Annotated in this window: 16 protein-coding genes and 2 tRNA genes; 10 read left to right on the top strand and 8 right to left on the bottom strand. The window is 71.2% G+C overall.

Annotated features, from left to right (window positions below; genetic code table 11):
* Positions 1-386 precede the first annotated feature (386 nt).
* On the bottom strand, positions 387-1,487 hold the full coding sequence (prfB, locus tag L6E12_RS03665; protein WP_110082083.1) for a peptide chain release factor 2: 1,101 nt from the start codon (positions 1,485-1,487) through the stop codon (positions 387-389).
* 109 nt (positions 1,488-1,596) lie between these two features.
* The gene (locus L6E12_RS03660; RefSeq protein ID WP_035287639.1) at positions 1,597-2,097 is read right to left on the bottom strand and encodes a PadR family transcriptional regulator; all 501 of its coding nucleotides are present in this window, start codon (positions 2,095-2,097) and stop codon (positions 1,597-1,599) included.
* Between the two features lie 538 nt (positions 2,098-2,635).
* Here L6E12_RS03660 and L6E12_RS03655 point away from each other — a divergent pair.
* From L6E12_RS03655 to L6E12_RS03635, 5 genes are read left to right on the top strand one after another with little or no spacing between them, the layout of a single operon-like run.
* Positions 2,636-3,586, top strand: a complete 951-nt coding sequence (locus L6E12_RS03655) for an ABC transporter permease (protein WP_236226438.1) — start codon at positions 2,636-2,638, stop codon at positions 3,584-3,586.
* Positions 3,587-3,602: 16 nt separating this feature from the next.
* A complete protein-coding gene (locus L6E12_RS03650) occupies positions 3,603-4,577 on the top strand; it encodes an ABC transporter permease (protein ID WP_236226437.1) in 975 nt (324 codons plus the stop codon).
* Entirely contained in the window at positions 4,574-6,730 is a 2,157-nt protein-coding gene (locus tag L6E12_RS03645) for an ABC transporter ATP-binding protein (RefSeq protein ID WP_236226436.1), read from the top strand. The genes L6E12_RS03650 and L6E12_RS03645 overlap by 4 nt, the downstream gene beginning before the upstream one ends.
* A 50-nt stretch (positions 6,731-6,780) precedes the next feature.
* Positions 6,781-8,466 carry an ABC transporter family substrate-binding protein gene (locus L6E12_RS03640; RefSeq protein ID WP_236226435.1) on the top strand — a complete coding sequence of 562 codons (1,686 nt, stop codon included), beginning with the start codon at positions 6,781-6,783 and terminating at the stop codon, positions 8,464-8,466.
* Positions 8,466-9,380 carry a hypothetical protein gene (locus L6E12_RS03635; protein ID WP_236226434.1) on the top strand — a complete coding sequence of 305 codons (915 nt, stop codon included), beginning with the start codon at positions 8,466-8,468 and terminating at the stop codon, positions 9,378-9,380. Before L6E12_RS03640 ends, L6E12_RS03635 begins: the two co-directional genes overlap by 1 nt.
* Before the next feature lie 8 nt (positions 9,381-9,388).
* Here the strand turns inward: L6E12_RS03635 and L6E12_RS03630 are convergent, their stop codons facing one another.
* Complete coding sequence (locus L6E12_RS03630; RefSeq protein ID WP_236226433.1) at positions 9,389-9,943, bottom strand: DUF2087 domain-containing protein; 555 nt, start codon at positions 9,941-9,943, stop codon at positions 9,389-9,391.
* A 103-nt stretch (positions 9,944-10,046) separates the two neighbouring features.
* On the opposite strand from L6E12_RS03630, the gene L6E12_RS03625 reads away from it, so the two are divergent.
* Positions 10,047-10,574, top strand: a complete 528-nt coding sequence (locus L6E12_RS03625; RefSeq protein WP_236226432.1) for an NADPH-dependent FMN reductase — start codon at positions 10,047-10,049, stop codon at positions 10,572-10,574.
* Positions 10,575-10,717: 143 nt separating this feature from the next.
* Here the strand turns inward: L6E12_RS03625 and L6E12_RS03620 are convergent.
* The 3 genes from L6E12_RS03620 to L6E12_RS03610 all read right to left on the bottom strand — a co-directional run bounded on the left by L6E12_RS03620 (position 10,718) and on the right by L6E12_RS03610 (position 14,272).
* Positions 10,718-10,791 (bottom strand) — tRNA-Met (locus L6E12_RS03620).
* A gap of 332 nt (positions 10,792-11,123) precedes the next feature.
* Positions 11,124-11,197: transfer RNA gene (locus L6E12_RS03615), tRNA-Met, on the bottom strand.
* A 48-nt stretch (positions 11,198-11,245) separates the two neighbouring features.
* A complete protein-coding gene (locus tag L6E12_RS03610; RefSeq protein WP_236226431.1) occupies positions 11,246-14,272 on the bottom strand; it encodes a UPF0182 family protein in 3,027 nt (1,008 codons plus the stop codon).
* A 175-nt stretch (positions 14,273-14,447) separates the two neighbouring features.
* Between L6E12_RS03610 and L6E12_RS03605 the strand changes: the two genes are divergently transcribed.
* The gene (locus L6E12_RS03605) at positions 14,448-14,978 is read left to right on the top strand and encodes a PPA1309 family protein (protein ID WP_236226430.1); all 531 of its coding nucleotides are present in this window, start codon (positions 14,448-14,450) and stop codon (positions 14,976-14,978) included.
* Between the two features lie 24 nt (positions 14,979-15,002).
* Here L6E12_RS03605 and L6E12_RS03600 read toward each other — a convergent pair whose 3' ends face one another.
* Positions 15,003-16,115: a PDZ domain-containing protein gene (locus L6E12_RS03600; protein ID WP_236226429.1), complete on the bottom strand. Its 1,113-nt coding sequence runs from the start codon at positions 16,113-16,115 to the stop codon at positions 15,003-15,005.
* Positions 16,116-16,195: 80 nt separating this feature from the next.
* Here L6E12_RS03600 and L6E12_RS03595 point away from each other — a divergent pair, with 80 nt between their 5' ends.
* The gene (locus L6E12_RS03595; protein WP_236226428.1) at positions 16,196-17,554 is read left to right on the top strand and encodes a zinc-dependent metalloprotease; all 1,359 of its coding nucleotides are present in this window, start codon (positions 16,196-16,198) and stop codon (positions 17,552-17,554) included.
* A gap of 99 nt (positions 17,555-17,653) precedes the next feature.
* On the opposite strand, the gene L6E12_RS03590 is transcribed toward L6E12_RS03595, so the two are convergent.
* Positions 17,654-18,175 carry a M48 family metallopeptidase gene (locus L6E12_RS03590; protein WP_063935908.1) on the bottom strand — a complete coding sequence of 174 codons (522 nt, stop codon included), beginning with the start codon at positions 18,173-18,175 and terminating at the stop codon, positions 17,654-17,656.
* 109 nt (positions 18,176-18,284) lie between these two features.
* Between L6E12_RS03590 and L6E12_RS03585 the strand changes: the two genes are divergently transcribed.
* Both L6E12_RS03585 and L6E12_RS03580 read left to right on the top strand, forming a co-directional pair.
* The gene (locus tag L6E12_RS03585; RefSeq protein WP_236226427.1) at positions 18,285-19,352 is read left to right on the top strand and encodes a TOMM precursor leader peptide-binding protein; all 1,068 of its coding nucleotides are present in this window, start codon (positions 18,285-18,287) and stop codon (positions 19,350-19,352) included.
* A 121-nt stretch (positions 19,353-19,473) separates the two neighbouring features.
* Positions 19,474-20,778: an AarF/ABC1/UbiB kinase family protein gene (locus L6E12_RS03580; RefSeq protein ID WP_236226541.1), complete on the top strand. Its 1,305-nt coding sequence runs from the start codon at positions 19,474-19,476 to the stop codon at positions 20,776-20,778.
* Positions 20,779-21,262: the final 484 nt, after the last annotated feature.

Raw genomic sequence — 21,262 nt, 5'->3', positions numbered from 1 at the left:
GCGAGTCTACCTTCGGTCGTTATCGAGCCGTTGCCTCGGCCTCGGCGGGGAACTGCCTGGTCACACTGCGTAAATCTCGCGCACCCCGGCACTACGGCGCGCAAGCGCGGAGCGCTCCCGGACCACCGGGGAACCGGGTCTGGAACAAGGCCGGACACCCACCCCGCCAAGCCGCGGACGATATCGGGCACCCACCCCCACCAAGCCGGGGACGACGCCGGACACCCACCCACCAAGCCGGGGACAATGCCGGACACCCGCCCTGGCAAGCCGGGGACGAGACCGGACACCCGCCCTGCCAAGCCGGGGACGAGACCGGACACCCGCCCTGCCAAGCCGGGGACGATGCCGGGCGGGGAAGAGGGGGCGGGTGGCGGGAGGAATCATCACTGCGTGCGGCGCCAGCGGATTCCGGCCTCCAGGAAGCCGTCGATGTCGCCGTCGAGGACCGCGCTCGGGTTGCCCATCTCGAACTCGGTCCGCAGGTCCTTGACCATCTGGTAGGGGTGCAGCACGTAGGAGCGCATCTGGTTGCCCCACGAGCCGCTGGAGCTGTCCTTGAGCGCGTCCATCTTCGCCTGCTGCTCCTGCCTGCGGCGCTCGAGCAGCTTGGCCTGCAGCACAGCCATGGCGGAGGCCTTGTTCTGCAGCTGCGAGCGCTCGTTCTGGCAGGAGACGACGATGCCGGTGGGCAGGTGGGTGAGCCGGACGGCGGAGTCGGTGGTGTTGACGCCCTGCCCGCCGGGGCCGGAGGAGCGGTAGACGTCGACGCGCAGGTCCTTCTCGTCGATGTCGACGTGGTCGGTCTGCTCGACGACCGGGGCGACCTCGACCGCGGCGAAGGAGGTCTGGCGGCGGCCCTGGTTGTCGAACGGCGAGATCCGGACGAGCCGGTGCGTGCCCTGCTCGACCGACAGGGTGCCGTAGGCGTAGGGGGCGGCGACCTTGAAGGTGGCGGACTTGATGCCCGCCTCCTCGGCGTAGGAGGTGTCGTAGACCTCGGTGGGGTAGCCGTGCCGCTCGGACCAGCGGATGTACATCCGCATGAGCATCTCGGCGAAGTCCGCGGCGTCGACCCCGCCCGCCTCGGAGCGGATGGTCAGCAGCGCGTCGCGGCCGTCGTACTCGCCGGAGAGCAGGGTGCGGACCTCGAGGGAGGAGATGTCGGCGCGCAGCTTGTCGCGCTCGGCGTCGGCCTCGGCGAGGGAGTCGGCGTCGCCGCCGCCCTCCTCGGCCAGCTCGTAGAGCACCGGGAGGTCGTCGAGCCTGCCGCGCAGCTCCTCGATGCGGCGCAGCTCGCCCTGGCGGTGCGAGAGCCTGCTGGTCACCCGCTGGGCGGACTCCGGGTCGTCCCAGAGGTCCGGGGCGGCGGCCTGCTTCTCCAGGTCGGCGATCTCCACGCGGAGGCCGTCGAGGTCCATGACGGTCTCGACGCTAGTCAGCGTGGCGGAGAGTTCCTTGAGGTCAGCGGCGACGTCCGGGTTCACGTCGGGAAAGATTACGCGGACGCGGACGCCGCCGCTGCGGCGGTAGGCCCCTGGTGGGGCCCCGCCGGGGGCCTCGGGCGGGGGACTGGAGGTGCGGGTGCGGCCGCGGCTAGGCCTTGGGGATGGAGTCGAGCAGCTTGAGCACGGCCTTCGCCCTGGCGACGCCGAACTCGGCGATCGCCTTGGCGTAGGGGTCCTCGGCCGACTTGACCGCGGCGCGCGCGGACTCGTGCTCGCCGTTGTAGACCTGCTTGGCCGAGTCGATCAGCGCGGCCCGCTGCTTGGCGGTCAGGGTGGAGGCGTGCACCAGGCGCAGGATGAGCGGGCTGCGCAGGTGGTCGGGACCGGGCTCACCGCCCAGCCACGCCTTGAAGGCCTTCTTGCCCGCGGCGGTGATCACGTACTGCTGACTGGAGCGGGGACCCTGCTTGCCGAGGCGGACGAGGCCGTCTTCGGCGAGCGCGGGCAGCTCGCGGTAGACCTGGCTGCGCGTGACGCTGAAGAAGGAGCCGAAGCGTTCGCGCGCGGCCGCCACGAGCTGGCCACCCGTCTGCGGGCCCTCGTGCAGCAGGCCGAGGAGTGCGGCTGCGGTTGCGTTCAATTCAGACACCGCTCCACGGTCCCACGCAGGGCCCGCGCTGTCCACAGTGGCCATGAGGCTGAGTCCACAGTGGCTGATCGCACATAGACACCACCGGCCCGTTCGGCCCGCCACCGAACAGCCGAACCGGACCCCCCTGTCCGGAGCAAAATCCGGCGGTCCCAGGTGGACTCGGGGCGCGCACTCGCCTGAACGAGTGGATCTCCGTACGGCGCACTACCCGTTCAGAGCAATGTCCCCGGGCGCGCGGTAGCCGTCCGAAACCCGCCGAAAACCCCTGAAATGTGACCCGGATCACTCCGATAACCGCAGGTCAGGGGGTGAATCAAAACCGGTTGCGCAACCGAGGCGCACCTGTTATCCGAAACCCTACTAAAGTAGGTTCCTCGCGAGCGGTTCACCACTGAGTATCCCCTTCCCAGAGGCGACACCACCGTGCTGCGGCGATTATTCCACCGCAGAACCGCGCACCCGGTCCGGCCCGGGGGCCGCACCTGACCAACCGGGAAAGGCTGGAACCCGCGTGATCGGCTTTCTCCTCCGGCGCTTGGCGAACTACGTCGTCCTGTGCCTGGCGGCGACGTTCCTGGCGTTCGCGCTCGCATCGGCGACGTTCGACCCCATCGCGATCCTGCAGCAGCGCAACCCGCCGCCGCCCGCGGCCGTGCTCGACGCCAAGCGCGCCGACCTGCACCTGGACCAGCCGGTGCCGCAGCGGTTCCTGACCTGGGTGGGCGGGGTGGCGCACGGCGACTTCGGCCGGACGGTCACCGACCGGTCCGTCGTGGAGGAACTGCCGCGCCGGGTCGGGGTGAGCCTGCGGCTGTTCCTGATCGGGGTGGTCCTCGGCGTCGGCTTCGGCGTGCTGCTCGGGGTGATCAGCGCCATCCGGCAGTACAAGCTCAGCGACTACCTGGCCACGCTGTTCTCCTTCGTCATCCTCTCCACCCCGGTGTTCGTGCTGGGCACGCTGCTCAAGCAGCCCGCCCAGGGCTTCAACGACCTGATCGGCACCAACTACCTGCAGACCCTCGGCGAGCAGACGCCCGGGTTCCAGGGAAGCTGGTTCGCCTCGCTCGGCGACCGGCTGCGCTACCTGATCGTGCCGACCGCGACCATCGCGCTGGGACAGATCGCCTACTACAGCCGCTACCAGCGCAGCGCCATGCTCGACGTGCTGGGCAGCGACTTCCTGCGCACCGCCCAGGCCAAGGGCCTGACCCGGCGGCGGGCGCTGTTCAAGCACGGGCTGCGCACCGCGCTGATCCCGATGGCGACGCTGTTCGCGTTCGGGTTCGGCCTGCTGATCACCGGCGGCACGTTTACCGAGCGCATCTTCGGCTGGTACGGCATGGGCGACTGGCTCATCACCGGGGTGGTGTCGCAGGACGCCAACATCGTGGCCACGGTGACGCTGTTCATCGCCGTGCTGGTGCTGGTCTCCGGCTGGCTGTCCGATGTGCTCTACGCGTTGCTGGACCCGCGGGTCCGGGTGTGAGGGCGGGGAGAAGGACATGGTGACTCTGACCGAAGACGGCGCGACCCCCGGCGGCTCCCCCGTGGACACCTCGGTGACCGCGGAGCGCTCGCCGAGCCGCTCGCGCCTGGTGCTGCGGCGGTTCCTGCGGCGCAAGCCCGCGCTGATCGGGCTTGTCGTCGTGGTGCTGCTGTACGCGGCGGCGTTCCTGTCGCCGCTGTTCGCGCCGTGGGACTACGCCGAGCCCGACTACACCGCGTTCCTGCAACCGCCCGGCGGCACGCACTGGTTCGGCACCACCAAGATCGGCGAGGACGTGTTCGCCCAGGTGATGCGCGGGCTGCAGAAGTCGCTGACGATCGGGCTGCTGGTCGGGCTGATCTCCACCTCGCTGGCCGCGGTGGTCGGCGCGGCGGCGGGCTACTTCGGCGGCTGGACCGACCGGGTGCTGATGTGGCTGGTCGACCTGCTGCTGGTGCTGCCGTCGTTCCTGGTCATCGCGGTGGCCTCGCCCGCCTTCAAGGGGCAGAGCTGGCTGATCTTCGTGCTGCTGCTGGCCGGGTTCAGTTGGATGATCACCGCGCGGATCGTGCGCGGCATGACGCTGACCCTGCGCGAGCGCGAGTACGTCAAGGCGGCGCGGTTCATGGGGCAGGCCCCGTTCCGCATCATCGCCAAGCACATCGTGCCGAACATGGCCTCGCTGCTGATCATCGACGCGACCGTCACGGTGGGCGCCGCCGTGCTGTCGGAGACCGGGCTGAGCTTCTTCGGCTTCGGCGTGCAGCCGCCGGACGTCTCGCTGGGCACGCTGATCGCCTCGGGCACCGAGTCGGCCATCACCTACCCGTGGCTGTTCTACGTGCCCGCCGGGTTCCTGGTGGTGTTCGTGCTGTCGGTGAACCTGTTCGGCGACGGCCTGCGCGACGCGCTGGACCCCAGCGCCTCGGGCAGCCGCAAGCGGGACAAGAAGGTCAAGAAGGGCAAGACCGGAACGGGAGCGCAGGCATGACCGCGGCGGAGACGCTGTTCGAGGGACCGGACGCGGTGCCGACCGGACCGGTGCTGGAGGTCGACGACCTGCGGGTGTCGTTCCCCAGCGAGGACGGCCGGGTGCAGGCGGTGCGCGGGCTGAGCTACCGGGTCGCCCCCGGTGAGGTGCTCGGCATCGTCGGCGAGTCCGGTTCCGGCAAGTCGGTGTCGTCGCTGGCGGTCATGGGCCTGCTGCCGGATTCCGCCAGGGTCACCGGGTCCATCCGGTTCCGCGGCCGCGAGCTGCTGGGCCTGTCCGACGGCGAGCTGTCGAAGATCCGCGGCCGCCGGGTGTCGATGGTCTTCCAGGACCCGCTGTCCGCGCTGACCCCGGTCTACACCGTGGGCGACCAGATCGCCGAGGCCCTGCTCACCCACGGCCGCGGCCGGGTGAGCAGGCAGCAGGCCGACCGGCGCGCGGTGGAACTGCTCGACCTGGTGGGCATCCCGAACGCGGCGGCGCGGGCGAAGGCGTTCCCGCACGAGTTCTCCGGCGGGATGCGCCAGCGCGCGGTCATCGCCATCGCCATCGCCAACGACCCGGACCTGATCATCGCCGACGAGCCGACCACCGCGCTCGACGTGACGGTGCAGGCGCAGGTCCTGGAGGTGCTCAAGACCGCGCAGGAGGTCACCGGCGCGGGCATCGTGATCATCACCCACGACCTGGGCGTGGTGGCCGGGTTCGCCGACCGGCTGCTGGTCATGTACGCGGGCCGCGCGGTGGAGACCGGCGACGTGCACGAGGTCTACCGGCGGCCGCGGATGCCCTACACCCTCGGCCTGCTCGGCTCGATCCCCCGGCTGGACGCGGCGGAGAAGCAGCCGCTGGTGCCGATCGAGGGCCAGCCGCCGTCGCTGACCGACCTGCCGCCGGGGTGCCCGTTCGCGCCCCGCTGCCCGATGGTCGTCGACGCCTGCCTGACCGAGGAACCGCCACTGTTCCAGGTGGACGGCTCGGTCGACGCGACCGGGGACGGCACCGGGCACCGGGCGGCGTGCATCCGCAGCGCGGAGATCGCCGAGCGCGAACCGGACGCGGCGGAGGTGTTCGGCGCCGAGGTCATCGGCGCACCGGAGATCGCCGCCGTGCCGCGCGCCGAGCGCGAGGTCGTGCTCGACGTCGCCGACCTGGTGAAGACGTTCACCGTCACCAAGGGGTCGGTGTTCAAGCGCAGGGTCGGCGCCGTGCACGCCGTCGACGGCATCTCCTTCGACATCCGCGCGGGCGAGACGCTGGGCCTGGTGGGCGAGTCCGGCTGCGGCAAGACGACCACGCTGATGGAGATCCTGGGGCTGGAGAAGCTCATGGGCGGCTCGATCAGCGTCCTGGGCAGGCGGGCCGCCGAGCTGGACAAGGCCGGGCGCAAGGCCATCCGCCGCGACATGCAGGTGGTGTTCCAGGACCCGCAGGCGTCCCTCGACCCGCGGATGCCGGTCGGTGACGTGCTGGCCGAGCCGCTGCAGGTGCACGGCCACTCCGCCGCCGACATCGCCAAGCGGGTGCCGGAACTGCTCGACCTGGTGGGGCTGCGCCGCGAGCACGCAGGCCGCTACCCGGCGGAGTTCTCCGGCGGTCAGCGCCAGCGCATCGGCATCGCCCGCGCCCTGGCGCTGAACCCGCGGCTGATCGTGCTCGACGAGCCGGTCTCGGCGCTGGACGTGTCGATCCAGGCCGGGGTGATCAACCTGCTGGACCGGCTCAAGGCCGAACTGGGCCTGTCGTACCTGTTCGTCGCGCACGACCTGTCGGTGGTCCGGCACATCGCCGACCGGGTCGCGGTCATGTACCTGGGCAAGATCGTCGAGATCGGCGACGTGGACGCGGTGTTCGGCGCCCCCCGGCACCCGTACACGCAGGCGCTGCTCTCGGCCATCCCCATCCCGGACCCGGCCAAGGAACGGCAGCGGGAGCGGATCATCCTCGAGGGTGACCTGCCGAGCCCGGCGAACCCGCCCGCGGGCTGCCGCTTCCACACCCGGTGCTTCGTCTACGCCGCGCTCCCCGAGGAGCGGCGGCGGATCTGCGTGGAGACCGAGCCCGCGCTGGAGGGTTCCGACGACCACTCCGACGCGTGCCACTTCGCGCGATCGCGTGCGGTCGTCGAGCCGGTGGCGGACGATCACCGGTGAGTTCGCCGCCGCGCACGAGTGCGGTGGCACGAGTGAGGAGGCTCGATCCTGTGAGTCGGAGCAAGTTGGCAGCGCTCGTCGCGCCCCTGACCGCGGTCGCGCTCGCCCTGAGCGCCTGCGGCAGCGGCGACAACGGCGGCGGCGGGGTCCAGGCAGGCGACCAGGCCACCCAGGGCAGCTGGGACATCAACGAGATGGACGTGTCCAAGCTGAAGGAGGGCGGTGAACTCAAGTGGCCGCTCGACTCGCTGCCGGACAACTGGAACTACAACCAGCTCGACGGCACGCTGCAGGACGGCGACTACATTTTCAGCGCGATCCTGCCCAAGCTGTTCAAGGCCGACAAGGCGGGCAAGGTCAACCTCAACAAGGACTACCTGGAGTCGGCCGAGCTGACCTCGACCGGCCCGCAGGTGGTGACCTACAAGATCAACCCCAAGGCCAAGTGGAGCGACGGGACGCCGTTCACCTGGGAGGACTTCGACGCCCAGTTCAAGGCGCTCAACGGCACCAACCCCGAGTTCTCGGTGTCGGGCACCACCGGCTACGAGGACATCGAGAAGGTCGAGAAGGGTGCCTCCGACCAGGAGGTCAAGGTCACCTTCAAGCGCAACTTCGGCGAGTGGACGAACCTGTTCACCCCGCTGTACCCGAAGTCGCTGAACGCCACCCCGGCCGAGTTCAACACCGGCTGGCAGACCTCGCCGAAGGTCACCGCGGGCCCGTTCAAGATCGGCACCATCGACCCGACCGCCAAGCTGGTCACCGTGGTCCGCGATGACGCGTGGTGGGGCGACAAGCCCAAGCTGGACAAGATCACCTACCGGGTGGTCGAGCGCGCGGCCCTGGCCGACTCGCTCACCAGCGGCGCCATCGACTGGTACACCATCGGCTCCAGCGTCGACCTGTACCAGCGCGGCAAGAGCACCCAGGGCGCGGTCATCCGCCAGGGCCCCGGCAAGGCCTACTCGCACCTGACCTTCAACGGCGCGCCGACCTCGGTCCTGTCGGACCCGAAGCTGCGCATCGCGGTCATGAAGGGCCTGGACCCCGCCACCTACGCCAAGGGCATCCTCGGCCCGATCGTGAGCGACCCCAAGCCGCTGGGCAACCACTTCTTCCTCCAGGGCACCGGCAACTACGCCGACAACTCCGCCCCGGTCAAGGCCGACAAGGAGGCCGCGAAGACCGAGCTGGACGGCCTCGGCTGGAAGCTCGACGGCGAGTTCCGCAAGAAGGACGGCAAGCAGCTCGACATCCGGCTGGTCTCGACCGCGGCCAACCCGATCTCCGAGCAGATCTCGAAGCTGACCCAGGCGCAGCTCAAGGAGATCGGCATCAACGTGATCATCGACGCCCAGCCCTCGGCGGTGTTCTTCAAGGACTTCGTCAACACCGGCAACTTCGACATGGTCGGGTTCCAGTGGTCGCAGACGCCGTGGCCGATCAGCTCGTCCAAGGGCATCTACTACTTCGACGAGAAGAACGTGAACCAGAACTACGGCCGCATCGGCTCCGAGGAGATCAACAAGAAGCTCGACGAGGCCAACCAGGAACTCGACGAGGCCAAGCGGGTCGCCCTGACCCAGGACGCGGACAAGCTCATCTGGGCCGAGGGGCACCACCTGCCGCTCTACCAGACCCCGGCCGCCCGCACGGTGCGCGCCACCCTGGCGAACTTCGGTTCGTTCGGCGTGGCCGACCCGGACTACACCAAGATCGGCTTCACCGGCTGATGACCGCCCCGACCGGACCGCGCGCGCTCCCGAAGGTGCGCGCGGTCCGGCAGGTCGCGGCCCGGACCCTGCTGCTGCTCGCCGCCTGCGCGGCGGTGGCGGCGGTGTCCGGGCTTTCGCACTCCACCGCCTCTGCGGCGCTGTCCGGCCTCACCGCCCGCGCCACCGGAACCGTCTCCCCGCTGCGCGAAGGCATGGTCCTGGCCCGCTGGGAAGTCGACGGCCGCGAGGTGTCCGCGGAGGTCGAGATCGCCGTCCGCGCCCCCACCGGGCCCACCCCGGCGAACATCGCCTACTCCCCCACCGACCCCACCCGCGCGGTCGTCCCCGGCGCGGCCCTGCTCGCCACCGCCGACCGCGCCGCGAGCGGGGTGGCGTTCGCCGCCCTGGTCGCCGCCCTGGCGGTCCTGTTCGACCTCTGGCTCCTCCTCAGCCGCCTGCACTCCGCCCGCGGCCCAGGACGCCCACTGCTGGTCCGCCGGGTCCGCGTCCAGCGCGGCCTGCTGACCCGGTCCTGGCTGGAGACCGAGTCGGGCCCGGACCGCTGGATCCCCGTGCACTTCGACCCGGCGCTGCTCACCCTCCCCACCCCCACCGAGGTCACCGCCACCGGGAGCCGCTGGACCACCGTCCGCCTCCCCACCGGCGAAACCCTGCACCCGTCCGGCCCCACCCGCACCACCGAACCCCGGGGCCGCCGCACCGACAACGCCACCACCCCCGACCCGGCCCCCGCCCCCCGCTGGACCCGCCAGTGGCGCGTCGACGCGGCCGCCGCCGTGCCCGCCCCCGCCGTCGGCCTGTTCTGGTCCTACCTCGACGGCAGCGGCTTCCCCGGCTGGCTCGCCGCGACCACCATCGCCGCGGCGGTCGCGGTCTGGCTCTGGTCCGTCCGCGGCTCCGACCCCAGTTGAGCGACCTTCTACTCGGGACTGTCCGACAGCACGTCCAGCCAGGCGCCGGAACGCCAGTAGGCGTCGTGGTCGCGGGTCAGCAGGGTGTGGTCGACGAGGTAGCGGCGGAGGGTGGCGTGGTCGGTCGGGGTGTCGGCGGTCCACGCGCGCAGGAGGGTGTTGACCTCCTTCTCGCTGTAGCGGATCCCGGGGGTGAAGGTCTGCGCGATGTGCTCCAGGACCGCGCGGCGCTTGGTGGCCTGGGCCGGCATCGACACGAGCCTGCCGTCGCGGACGAAGGTGCGGATGAGCGCTTCGCGGTCCGGGTCGGCGTAGCCGTGGTCCTCCACCGGGCGGGGCGCGGCGGCGGCGCGGGCGGCGTCCTTGACCACGTCGAGGCGGACGGTGTGGCCGTCGACGAGGCCGCCGTCCTGGAGCCTGCCGAGGGCGCGGACCGCCGTCTTGGCGTCGAGGCCGGTGGCGGCCAGCACCGCCGGGGTGTCGGTGGCACCGAGGACGAGGGCGGAGAACACGCGCAGCCGCTCGGGTTCGGCGATCAGGCGGACGAGGTCGTCGGCGTTCATGGCCCCGACTCTAGAGCCCGTCCCGGATCGCGGGGCCGCATCGCTTGACCTCGTGCTTACTGGAGGTTTTAGCGTTGTCGGCATCCCACGGAGAGGCGAGGACATGACGATGGAGCGGATCACCCTGGCGGTGGTCATCGGCAGCGTGCGGGAGGGCCGGTTCGGGCCGACGGTGGCGAACTGGTTCGCCGAGCGGGCCGGGGCGGACGACGCGTTCGACGTGGTGCTGGTGGACGTGGCGGACCGGGGTGGTGACTTCGCGACGGCGGTGGGCCGGGCGGACGCGTTCGCGGTCGTCACCCCCGAGTACAACCACGGCTACCCCGGCGCCCTCAAGGAGGCCATCGATTCGGTGCACACGGGCTGGTTGGCCAAGCCGGTGGCGTTCGTGTCCTACGGCGGGTTGTCGGGCGGTCTGCGGGCGGTGGAGCAACTGCGGCAGGTCTTCGCCGAGCTGCACGCGGTGACGGTCCGGGAGACCGTCAGCTTCCACAACGCGCACACCGCGTTCGCCGGGGGTTCCCCTGTGGACCAGGGCGCGGAGGTGGCGACGAAGAAGCTCCTCACCCACCTGCACTGGTGGGCCACCACCCTGCGCGAGGCCAAGCGCAAGACCCCGTACCCGGCCTGAAAACAGCGCTGAAAAGCGCGAGAGGCCGGTCCCATAAGGACCGACCTCTCGCGTTCGTGGCGGGGGTGTGGGGGCTTCGCCCCCACAGCAATAGCGAAGAACCCCCCGTCTGCGTTTTCTGCAGACGAGGGGTTCCTCGTTCGTAGCGGGGACAGGATTTGAACCTGCGACCTCTGGGTTATGAGCCCAGCGAGCTACCGAGCTGCTCCACCCCGCGCTGTAAGAACAACAGTACACCACCCCGAAACCCGCTTTTAACCACCCCCCACAACCCCACCCAAACCCCCTCTGACCAGCCCCGAAGCGCCCGACTGGGGGTCAGGCGCTCCAGACGGCAGAGGCACACGACACGAGGAGGACACCAGGCGAAGCAGTCTTTCTCCCCACGAGCCGAAGGCTCAAGCGAACAGCCCACCCACCCCACACCCGACCACCAAGGCCGGGGGTCCGGGGGCAAGCCCCCGGGTGGGGGCGTGGGGGCTCCGCCCCCACAGCAATAGCGAAGAACCCCCCGTCTGCGTTTTCTGCAGACGAGGGGTTCTTCGTTCGTAGCGGGGACAGGATTTGAACCTGCGACCTCTGGGTTATGAGCCCAGCGAGCTACCGAGCTGCTCCACCCCGCGCTGTAAGGACAACAATACACGGGGGTGGAGGCGGCTCATTCAGGGGGGTCACCCACCGCCGGGGGTGGGTGACGGGGACGCTCCCGGGGAGGACGGTGCCGTGGTCGGGGCGGTGCCCGCCTTGGCCTTGGCCGTGTCGTAGGCCTTGGCCGCGGCGTCCAGTTCGGCCAGTGCCTTGCCCTGCTCGGTGAAGTCGCCGTTGCGCTGGGCGGTGCGCAGGTGTTCCAGGGCCGAGTTCAGCGCCTGCACGGCCGAGTCCATCTCCGCGGTGGCACCGGTGCCGCCGCCCGCGGGCGGCGCCGTGTTGCTCGTGGGCGGGCTGGTCGAGGTGGACGGGGGCGGGGTCGGCGTGGTGTTCTCGCCCGGCTGGGTGGCCGACTGGCCGGTGCCCGCGCCGAACACCTCGTCGAGGGCCTCGTTGATCGTCGCGGCGAAGCCGACCTTGTTGCCGAAGGACACCAGGACCCTGGCCAGCTGCGGGAACGCGTTGGCGTCCTTGCGCTGGATGAAGATCGGTTCGACGTAGAGCATCCCGCCCGCGACCGGGAGGGTCAGCAGGTTGCCGAACAGCGGTGAGACGCTGGGGTTGTTGAACAGCGTCCGGTTCTCCGCGACCTCCGGTGTGGTCTGGAACCGGTTCTGCACCTGCCCCGGTCCTTCGACCTGGGCGGCTTCGGTGGGCAGTCGCAGCACCCGGATCTTCCCGTAGTCCTGCGGGTCGGACGACACCGACACCCAGGAGGCGAGGAACTGCCGGTTCAGCAGGGTCAGGGCGCTGGTGATCTGGAACGTCGCCCGCGTCTGCCCGGGGCTCTGCGCGAGCACGTAGTACGGCGGCTGCTTGGGGCCGTCGTTGTTCGCCGCGCCCGCGGTGGCCGCGGTCGCGCCCTCCTCGGTCGGGTCGGCCGGGACGTTCCAGAAGGTCTTCTGCGAGAAGAACTCGTTGGAGTCCGACACGTGGTAGCGGGAGAGCAGTTCGCGCTGGACCTTGAACAGGTCCTCCGGGTAGCGGAAGTGCGAGCGCAGCGAGTCGGAGATCTCCGAGCTGGGCTTCACCGTGCCGGGGAAGACGCCCTCCCAGGCCTTGAGCACCGGGTCCTTGTCGTCGATCGAGTACAGGTTGACCGAGCCGTCGTAGGCGTCGACCGTGGCCTTGACCGAGTTGCGGATGTAGCTGATGGTGCGGTCTTCCTGGCGCACCACGCCGCCGAGGGAGTCGGTGGTGGCCTCGCCGAGCGGCGTGCGCTGGGCGTACGGGTAGTTCTCCAGCGTGGTGTAGCCGTCGATGATCCAGGTGATTCGGCCGTCGACGACCGCCGGGTACGGGTCGCCGTCGATGGTCAGCCACGGGGCCACCTTCGACACCCGGTCGCGCGGGTTGCGGTTGTACATGATCTTCGCGCCCGCGTCGATCTGCGACGAGAACAGGATGTTGCGCTCGGTGTAGTTCGCGGCGAAGACCAGCTTGTTGAACAGCCCGTCGATGGGGACGCCGCCGGTGCCGTCGTAGGCGAAGGTGCTGTTCTGGGTGTCGTACTCCATCGGCGTGTCGCCGTTCTTGCCGCCGACGATCGCGTAGTCGTCGGTGGCCAGCTCACCGAAGTAGATGCGCGGCTGCTCGACCCCGAACGGGCCGGGGTTGTTGATGTCGCCGACCTTGAACACCGGGTAGCCACCCTGGCTCTGGTCGTTGTTGTTCTCGGCCAGCGCGGAGTTGATCGTGTTCGCGGGCGCGGCGACGAAGCCGTTGCCGTGGGTGAACACCATGTGCCGGTTGATCCAGCCGCCCTGGGTCTCGGTGAGCCCGGAGGTCTTGATCTCGCGCGCGGCGACGATGTAGTCCTGGGTCTTGCCGTCGACGGTGTAGCGGTCGATGTCGAGCTTCTCCGGGAAGCCGTAGAAGTTCTCCCGGCCCTCGCGCTGGGTGAACGTCGGCGCCAGGATGTTCGGGTCGAGCAGGCGGACGTTGGAGATGGTGTTCGTGCTCGCCGGGTCGGACCGGATCGTCGCGGGGGCCACCGAGCTGACCCCGGCGTAGTCGTCGGTGGTGACCTTGTCCTCGGTGAGGCCGAACGCCTGCCGGGTGGCGTCGATGTTGCGCTGGATCGACAGGGCCTCCTTGGCGTTCTCGTTCGGCTTGACCGAGAACTGCTGCACCACCTGCGGCCAGGCCGCGCCGACCAGGACACCGGAGAGCACCAGCAGCGCGGTCGCGATCGCGGGGAGCTGGAGGTTGCGCAGGAAGGCGCCCGCGAAGAACGCCACCGCGCAGAACGCCGCGATGAACATCAGGATCAGCTTGGCGGGCAGCACCGCGTTGAGGTCGGTGTAGGTGGCGCCGCTGAACAGCGTGTTGCTGCTGGAGAACATCAGCTCGTAGCGCTCGAAGAAGTAGTCGACCGCGTAGACCAGCACGAACACGCCCGCGGTGATCGACAACTGCATCCGCGCGGCGGCGGCGAGCTGCCCGCCCTTCCCGGCCAGCCGGATGCCGCCGAAGATGTAGTGGGTGATCAGCGCGCCGAAGAACGCGATGGCCACGGCCACGAACAGCCAGTTGATCAGCCAGCTGATGAACGGCAGGGTGAAGGCGTAGAAGCCGATGTCGATGCCGAACTGCGGGTCGGTGACGCCGAAGTCGGTGCCGTTCACCAGCAGCTGCCAGCGCTGCCAGTCCGCCTGCGCCGCGGAGCCCGCGATCAGGCCCATCACCACCGGGATGCCGATGCCGAACAGGCGCACCCGCTGCACGATGGTGGAGCGGTAGCGGGCCAGCGGGTCCTCCGCGCCGGAGACCGGCACGAACACCGGCCGCGAGCGGTAGGCGACCCACAGGCTCACCGCCAGCAGACCACCCACCAGGGCGCCGACGGCGAAGAACAGGCCGACCCTGGTCCACAGGACGGTGCTGAACACCGACCGGAACCCGACCTCACCGAACCACAGCCAGTTGACGTAGGTGCTGAGCAGTCGCGAGCCGACCAGCAGCAGCAGGACGAGCGCCGCCGCGATGACGAGCAGGACGCGGCTGCGACGGGATAGCTTCGGCAGGCCGATCGGGGGCCGAGTGGCCACTGGGCACGCTCCAGAGTCGCTAACTTAGAGAACTTCCGGACCGGCCGGGACCGGTCCTGGTTCGTTCAACTGTATTAGGGGTGGTTCAGGTTCCCGCGAGGGTGCCCGAAATGGGCGGATGTCGGACCGGCGCGCCCCGGATCGGGTGACGGCGGGCGGGTGGCGGGATGCGAGGATGGCGCCCGTGACGCAGCCCCGCACCGCCCCAGAGCTGTCCTCGGTCGCCCGCGAGGTGGAGGAGTTCGTCGCGGCGGGTGGCTGGGACCAGGGACCGCAGTTGTTCGCCCTGGTGCCCACCGACCACCTGCTGCGCGAGCAGCCCGACCTGGCCGACCGGCTCGACCCGGCGTCCGCGCTGACCCCGGTGGCCCAGGACGCGCTGGAGGGCGACCTGGCCGACGCGCTGGCCGGGATCATGTGGCCGGAGGTCGTGGCGGGCTGCGCCCTGGCCCAGGAGATCGTCATGCTCCCACCGGAGGCCGAGGCCGAGCTGCCCGACGGCGACTCCGACGCCCTGGGCCGGGTCGCCGCGGGCCACCCGAGCGCCAGGGAGGCCCGCCTGGTCGCGGCCGTGTCCCGGGACGGGACGATGGCCTGCGTGCTGCGGCTGCGCACCACCGGGGATGGCGAACTCGACGAGGTCGTCGAGCACCCCGGCCTCGCCCCGAACCTCACCGCAGCCCTCCTCGACACGCTCCGCGCCTGACCGACCCGCGCCCGACCGGCCGGGTCAGCAGCCCTGGGTCGGCCTGCCCGCCTTGAGGTTGTCGAGCTGCGCCACCGCGTCGGCCAGGGTGGCCACCTTGATCAACCGGAGGCCGTCGGGGACGTTCGACCTGGCCTCCTCGCAGTTGTCGGCGGGGACCAGGAACGTGGTCACCCCCGCCTCGCGGGCGCCGACCATCTTGAACGGGATGCCGCCGATGCGGCCGACGTTGCCGTCCGCGTCGATCTCGCCGGTGCCCGCGATGACGTGGTTGCCTGCCAGGTCGCCGGGGGTGAGCCGGTCGACGATGGCCAGGGAGAACATCAGCCCCGCGGACGGGCCGCCCACGTTCTCCAGGCTGATCGAGATCTTGAACGGCACGTCCGGGCGGTCCGCGGGCCCCAGCCCCAGGAAGCCCTCCGCGCGGTCCTCGGCACCGAAGTCGGCGGCCTTGCCCAGGGTGACGGTGGCGGTCTTCTCCTGGCCGTCGTGCTGGAACACGATCTCCACCGACTGGCCGGGGGTGGTGCCCGCCAGCGCGGGGCGGACGTCGGCGGCGGTGGAGACGGCCTTGCCGTTGACCCGGATCAGCCGGTCGCCGGGGGCGAGGACCTTGTCCGCGGGCGCCCCGGAGGTGATCTCCTGGGCGATGACCTTCATCGGGTACCTCTTCAGGTAGCGCAGGGCGGCCACCTCGGCGTTGCTCTGCGAGTCCTGGAACAGCTTCGTGTTCTGCTTGTCGATGTCCTCCTCGGTCTCCCCCGGGCGGAAGTACTCCTCGCGCGGGGCGAGCGCGTACCGGCCGCTGATCCACAGGCCCAGGGCGCCGAAGAGGGTGATCTCGTCGTTCACCGACACGGTGACCATCCGCAACTGGCCGCTGGTCGGGTAGGTCTGCTCGCCGTCGACGGAGATGATCTGGACGTCCTGCGCCTCACCGAGGGTGTCGTAGGTCGGGCCGGGGCCCAGCGACACGTACGGGATGGGCACGGCCAGGCCGACGACGAGGAACGCGACGGTCAGCACCACGCCCACCAGCACGGTCCAGCCGCGCCTGGTCAGACCGCGGCCGGGGGCGGGCGGCCCCTCGCCGCGGGGTGCGGGCGGCGTCACGGGCGTCTCCGACGGGGTGCTCACGGGTCCACAGCGTACGTGCGTTCACGCTGGGCGGATCACCAGGACAGCGCGGCCGCGCCCACCCCGCGTACCGTGGACCCATGAGCGAGTTCAAGTTCGGCTTCGGACTGCCGGACCCGGACGACAGGGACAAGGACGGCAACCCCAAGCCCGCGGGCGGGCCGGAGAACCCGTTCGACGGGTTCGGCCAGCTCGGGCAGATGCTCAGCCAGCTCGGGCAGATGCTCAGCCAGGCCGGGACGGGCGGCGGCGGGCCGGTCAACTACGACCTGGCCAAGCAGATCGCCGTGCAGCGGCTCTCCGGGCAGGTCGGCTTCGTCGCGCCCCCGGAGTCGGCCAAGGCGGTCACCGACGCCGTCCACCTCGCCGAGATGTGGCTCGACCCCGCCACCACGCTCCCCGCGGGCGCCACCACCACCAGCACCTGGACGCCGCGCGACTGGGTCGAGCACACCCTGCCCACCTGGCAGCGGCTGTGCGACCCGGTCGCCCGCCGCATGTCCGGCGCCTGGGTGGACGCGCTGCCCGCCGAGGCCAAGGCCCAGGCCGGTCCGCTGCTGGCCATGGTCGGGCAGATGGGCGGCATGGCCTTCGGCTCCCAGCTGGGCAACGCCCTGGCCCAGCTCGCCTCCGAGGTGCTCACCTCCGCCGACATCGGCCTGCCGCTCGGCCCGCCGAACACCGCCGCGCTGCTCCCGGCGAACATCGAGGAGTTCACCAAGGGCCTGGAGCGCCCGGCCAGCGAGGTGATGGTCTTCCTTGCCGCCCGCGAAGCCGCCCACCAGCGGCTCTTCGCCGGTGTGCCGTGGCTGCGGCAGCGGCTGCTGGGCGCGGTGGAGGAGTTCGCGGGCGGCATCAAGGTCGACACCGCCGCCCTGGAGCAGCTCGCCGCCCAGGTCGACCCGTCGAACCCGGAGACCATCGAGCAGGCCATGCAGTCCGGCATCCTCGAACCCGAGACCACCCCGGAGCAGAAGGCGGCGCTGGCCCGCCTGGAGACCCTGCTGGCCCTGGTCGAGGGCTGGGTCGACATCGTGGTGGGCGACGCGGTGTCCGAGCGGCTGCCCGGTGCCGAGGCGCTGCGCGAGACCCTGCGCCGCCGCCGCGCCTCCGGCGGCCCCGCCGAGCAGACCTTCGCCACCCTCGTCGGGCTGGAGCTGCGCCCGCGCAAGCTGCGCGCCGCCGCGTCGCTGTGGCGGCTGGTGACCGACCGGCACGGCATCGACGCCCGCGATGCCCTGTGGGCGCACCCGGACCTGGTGCCCACAGCCGACGACCTCGACGACCCCCTGGAGTTCGCCGACCGCATGGGCGCCGCCTCGGCGATCGAGGACGACCCGATCGCCCAGCTCAACCGCACCGAGCAGTCCGCGGAGGCCAGGGAGGCCGAGCAGTCGGAGCGCGACAGCCAGGACGACGAGGGCAAGCCGGGGGCCTGAGGCGCACCCGACCGGGAACGGACCCCCTCCGCATCGGCGGAACGGGGTCCGTTCGCCTGTCCGACCCGGTCACCCGGTGGCGATCCACGCCACGGCGATTCACTCCGTGGCGATGCCCCACCCGGCGGCGGCCGAGAGCCCCTCCAGGAACCCCATCGCCCGCTCGGTGCGCGGGTAGGCCCGCACCAGTTCCCAGAAGTCCGCCCCGTGCCCCGGCACCAGCAGGTGGGCCAGCTCGTGCACCAGCACGTAGTCCAGCACCCACGCGGGCACCTGCCGCAGGTGCTCGGAGACGCGGATGGTCCGGTCCACCGGTGTGCACGACGCCCACCGGGTCCGCATCGGCGGCACCCACCGCACCGCCGCCGGTTCACACCTCCCGTTGAAGTACCGGTCCGACAACTCGACGCAACGCGCCAGCAGCTTGGCGTCGGAGGTGCGGCTCGGGCCGCGCCTGTTCGTCTCGACGCGCAGCAGCCTGCGCTCCATTTCCTCAACCCAGTGGGCCTCCTCCTTCTTGGAGAGCCTGGCCGGGATGAGAACGATGAGGGTGTCACCTTCGCGATACGCGGTGACGGTGCGGGTTCGGCGCTTGCTCCTGCGCACCTCGACTTCGGCCACGGCACAACCGTAAGGGGAGACACCGACATCCGGGGAGCACCCGCCGGGTGTGACTCTCACCTGTGGACAACTTTTCCCACCATTCGGCGGAAACAGGCACGATCGGGGTATGAGCGAAGCCCCCGTCCCGGCCCTGCCCGCACGCCCCCGACTGCGCCCCGGGCTCACCGTCCTGCACCGGCGCAGCGGCGAGTTCCAGGTCGGTGTGCGCCCCGGCCGGGCCACCGTCGTCAGCGGCGTCCCGACCGCCGTACTCGACGCCGCCGAGGAGTTCCGCGGCGGCCGCACCACGGCCGAACTCCTCAGCCGGGCCGGGCCGGAGCACCGCGCGGCCATGGTCGACCTGCTCTCCGGGCTGGCGGGCGAGGGCTTGGTCGAGGACGCCTCCGGCCCCGGGCACCCGCTGGCCCGCCGGATGGCCCCCGAGTCCACCCTGGCCGCCCGCCGGGGCACCGCCGACCCCGCCACCCGCGCCCGCTCCGGCGTCGCCGTCCACGGCGACGGCCGCCTCGCCGTCGCCGTGGCCTGCCAGCTCGCCGCCGCGGGCGTGGGCCGGGTCCGGGTGAGCGCCCGGGGCGCGGTGACCGCGGAGGACGTGGGCGCGGGCCTCACCCTGGCCGACATCGGCAGGCCCCGGCGGGTCGCGGCGAACGAGGCGGTGGCCAGGGCCGAGGTGGCGGTGGACACGACCGCCTTCACCCACCGCCGCCCCGACCTGGTCCTGGTGGCCGACGCCCTGGTCCCCGACCCGGCCCTGCTGGCCGAACTGCACGCCAGGGCCCAACCCCACCTGCCGCTGCGCGCCGCCGACGGCGTCGGCACCGTCGGCCCCCTGGTCGTCCCCGGCCACACGGCCTGCCTGACCTGCGCCGAGCACCACCGCGCCGCCCGCGACGAGTGCTGGCCCCTGGTCGCCGCCCAGCTCACCGCCCGCCCCCACCCCACCGACCTGGCCACCCTGCACGCCACGGCGGCGGTGGCCACCGCCCACACCCTCGCCGCCCTGGCGCTGACCGACCTGACCCACTCCCGCCTGCACAACACCACCCTGGAGGTCGACCCGCTCGGCGCCACCCTCACCACCCGCACCGCCCCACCCCACCCGCACTGCCCCTGCGGCGCCGCGACCGGTGGGCGGGCGGAGGGGGTTGCCGGAACTGGGACAGTTGTCAGGTGATGACAGGTCTCCGGGTCCGGGGACCGGGCAGCGCCGGGGGGAAAACCGCGTTCTCGGCCGCCCCCGGAAGGTTCATGTGCGCTGTCGTGGCCGGAGAGGGGACAATCACCACGTGACTGACATGCCGCGCAAGACCGTCGCACGCACCGCCCGGTTGGCCAGCATCCCCCTCGGGGTCGCGGGCCGGACCGTCGGCGGGTGGGGGAAGCGGTTGGCCGGGCAGAGCGCCGAGCAGGTGAGCGCCGAGGTGGCCGCCCGCACCGCCGAGCAGCTGTTCGCGGTGCTGGGGCAGCTCAAGGGCGGCGCGATGAAGTTCGGGCAGGCGCTGTCGGTGTTCGAGGCGGCGATCCCGGACGAGATGGCCGAGCCGTACCGGGAGGCCCTGACCCGGCTGCAGGCCGCCGCCCCGCCGATGAGCGCGCAGACCATGCACCGGGTGCTGGCCCAGCAGCTCGGCCGGGGCTGGTCGGAGCGCTTCGCCGAGTTCGACGACACCCCGGCCGCCGCCGCCAGCATCGGCCAGGTCCACAAGGCGGTGTGGCGCGACGGCAGGCAGGTGGCCGTCAAGGTCCAGTACCCGGGCGCCGACGAGGCCCTGCGGTCGGACCTGCGCCAGCTACAGCGGTTCAGCAAGCTCTTCCAGCCCTTCGCCCCCGGCATGGAGATCAAGCCGCTGCTGCAGGAACTGGCCGACCGCATGACCGAGGAACTGGACTACCGGGCCGAGGCCGAGAACCAGCGCGCCTTCGCCAAGGCCTTCGCGGGCGACGAGCAGATGCTCGTCCCCCGGGTCGTGGCCAGCGCCCCCAAGGTCACCATCACCGAGTGGGTCGACGGCAGGCCCCTGTCCTCGGTGATCAAGGACGGCACCCCCGAGGAGCGCAACGAGGCGGGCCGCCTCCTCTCGGAGTTCCACTTCTCCTCCCCCGCCCGGGTCGGCCTCCTGCACTCCGACCCCCACCCCGGCAACTTCATGATCACCCCCGACGGCCGCCTGTGCGTCATCGACTTCGGCGCCATCGCCCGCCTCCCCGAGGGCCTCCCCGAACCCCTCGGCGTCATGACCCGCCTGGCCGTGCAGGGCAGGTCCGCGGAACTGGCCACCCTCATGCGCGAAGAACACTTCATCCGCCCCGACATGAACCTCGAACCCGACGACGTCCTCGCCTACCTGGCCCCCTTCGCCGAACCCGCCTCGGTCGAGGTCTTCCACTTCACCCGCCGCTGGATGCAACGCCAAGCAGGCCGAGTCGGCGACCTGCGCGGCCAGGACTTCAAAACCGGCCGCTCCCTCAACCTCCCCCCGCAGTACCTCCTCATCCAACGGGTCACCGCAGGCGCCACCGGCATCCTCTGCCAACTGGACGCCGAGTTCTCCATGCGCTCGATCATCTCCCACTGGCAACCCGGCTTCGCCGAAGACTGACCCCCACCCCCACCCGGCAACCCGACCCCAACTCCAGAACCACGTGCCCCACCCACAAGTTGTCCACAGGCTCTCGACCAGAGGCCGTGGATTGTCGGTGGTCGCGGGTAAGCTTGAGTCGGAATGGCGCGCGGGGGCGAACACCCACATCAACCGAACACGCACCCACCCGATCCCACTCCACTGTGCCCCGCCCCTGGTCAGATCCCCCTGGTCGGTTCGAGGCCAACCCGAACCAGGGCGAGTGCCGCACTGAGCACCCGGACCAAGCGAGCACCCCGCCCAGGCTGAACACCCTGCCAAGCCGACACCCCGGCCAAGCCGAGTACTGCGCTGAAATACCGCCTTGCGCACGACTTCACCTGACTTCACCTGCGCTGAACGCCATCCGGACGCAGGCGCGTCATCTCGCCCGCCCCACCCGCCCCAAGTGCCGCCCCAGCCTCGGCCGAACCCAGCGCCGCTCCGAGAGCCGATGCCGCTC

The organism is Actinokineospora sp. PR83, assembly GCF_021056305.1.
Lineage (GTDB): Bacteria > Actinomycetota > Actinomycetes > Mycobacteriales > Pseudonocardiaceae > Actinokineospora > Actinokineospora spheciospongiae.
This window is presented reverse-complemented; position numbering and strand designations above follow the sequence as displayed.

Bases quoted from the DNA above. Each gene is read 5' to 3' on its own strand.
- L6E12_RS03650 (WP_236226437.1), top strand. From the start codon at position 3,603: ATGGTGACTCTGACCGAAGACGGCGCGACCCCCGGCGGCTCCCCCGTG.
- L6E12_RS03645 (WP_236226436.1), top strand. From the start codon at position 4,574: ATGACCGCGGCGGAGACGCTGTTCGAGGGACCGGACGCGGTGCCGACC.
- L6E12_RS03635 (WP_236226434.1), top strand. From the start codon at position 8,466: ATGACCGCCCCGACCGGACCGCGCGCGCTCCCGAAGGTGCGCGCGGTC.
- L6E12_RS03630 (WP_236226433.1), bottom strand. From the start codon at position 9,943: ATGAACGCCGACGACCTCGTCCGCCTGATCGCCGAACCCGAGCGGCTG.
- L6E12_RS03625 (WP_236226432.1), top strand. From the start codon at position 10,047: ATGACGATGGAGCGGATCACCCTGGCGGTGGTCATCGGCAGCGTGCGG.
- L6E12_RS03605 (WP_236226430.1), top strand. From the start codon at position 14,448: ATGGCGCCCGTGACGCAGCCCCGCACCGCCCCAGAGCTGTCCTCGGTC.
- L6E12_RS03595 (WP_236226428.1), top strand. From the start codon at position 16,196: ATGAGCGAGTTCAAGTTCGGCTTCGGACTGCCGGACCCGGACGACAGG.
- L6E12_RS03585 (WP_236226427.1), top strand. From the start codon at position 18,285: ATGAGCGAAGCCCCCGTCCCGGCCCTGCCCGCACGCCCCCGACTGCGC.
- L6E12_RS03580 (WP_236226541.1), top strand. From the start codon at position 19,474: ATGCCGCGCAAGACCGTCGCACGCACCGCCCGGTTGGCCAGCATCCCC.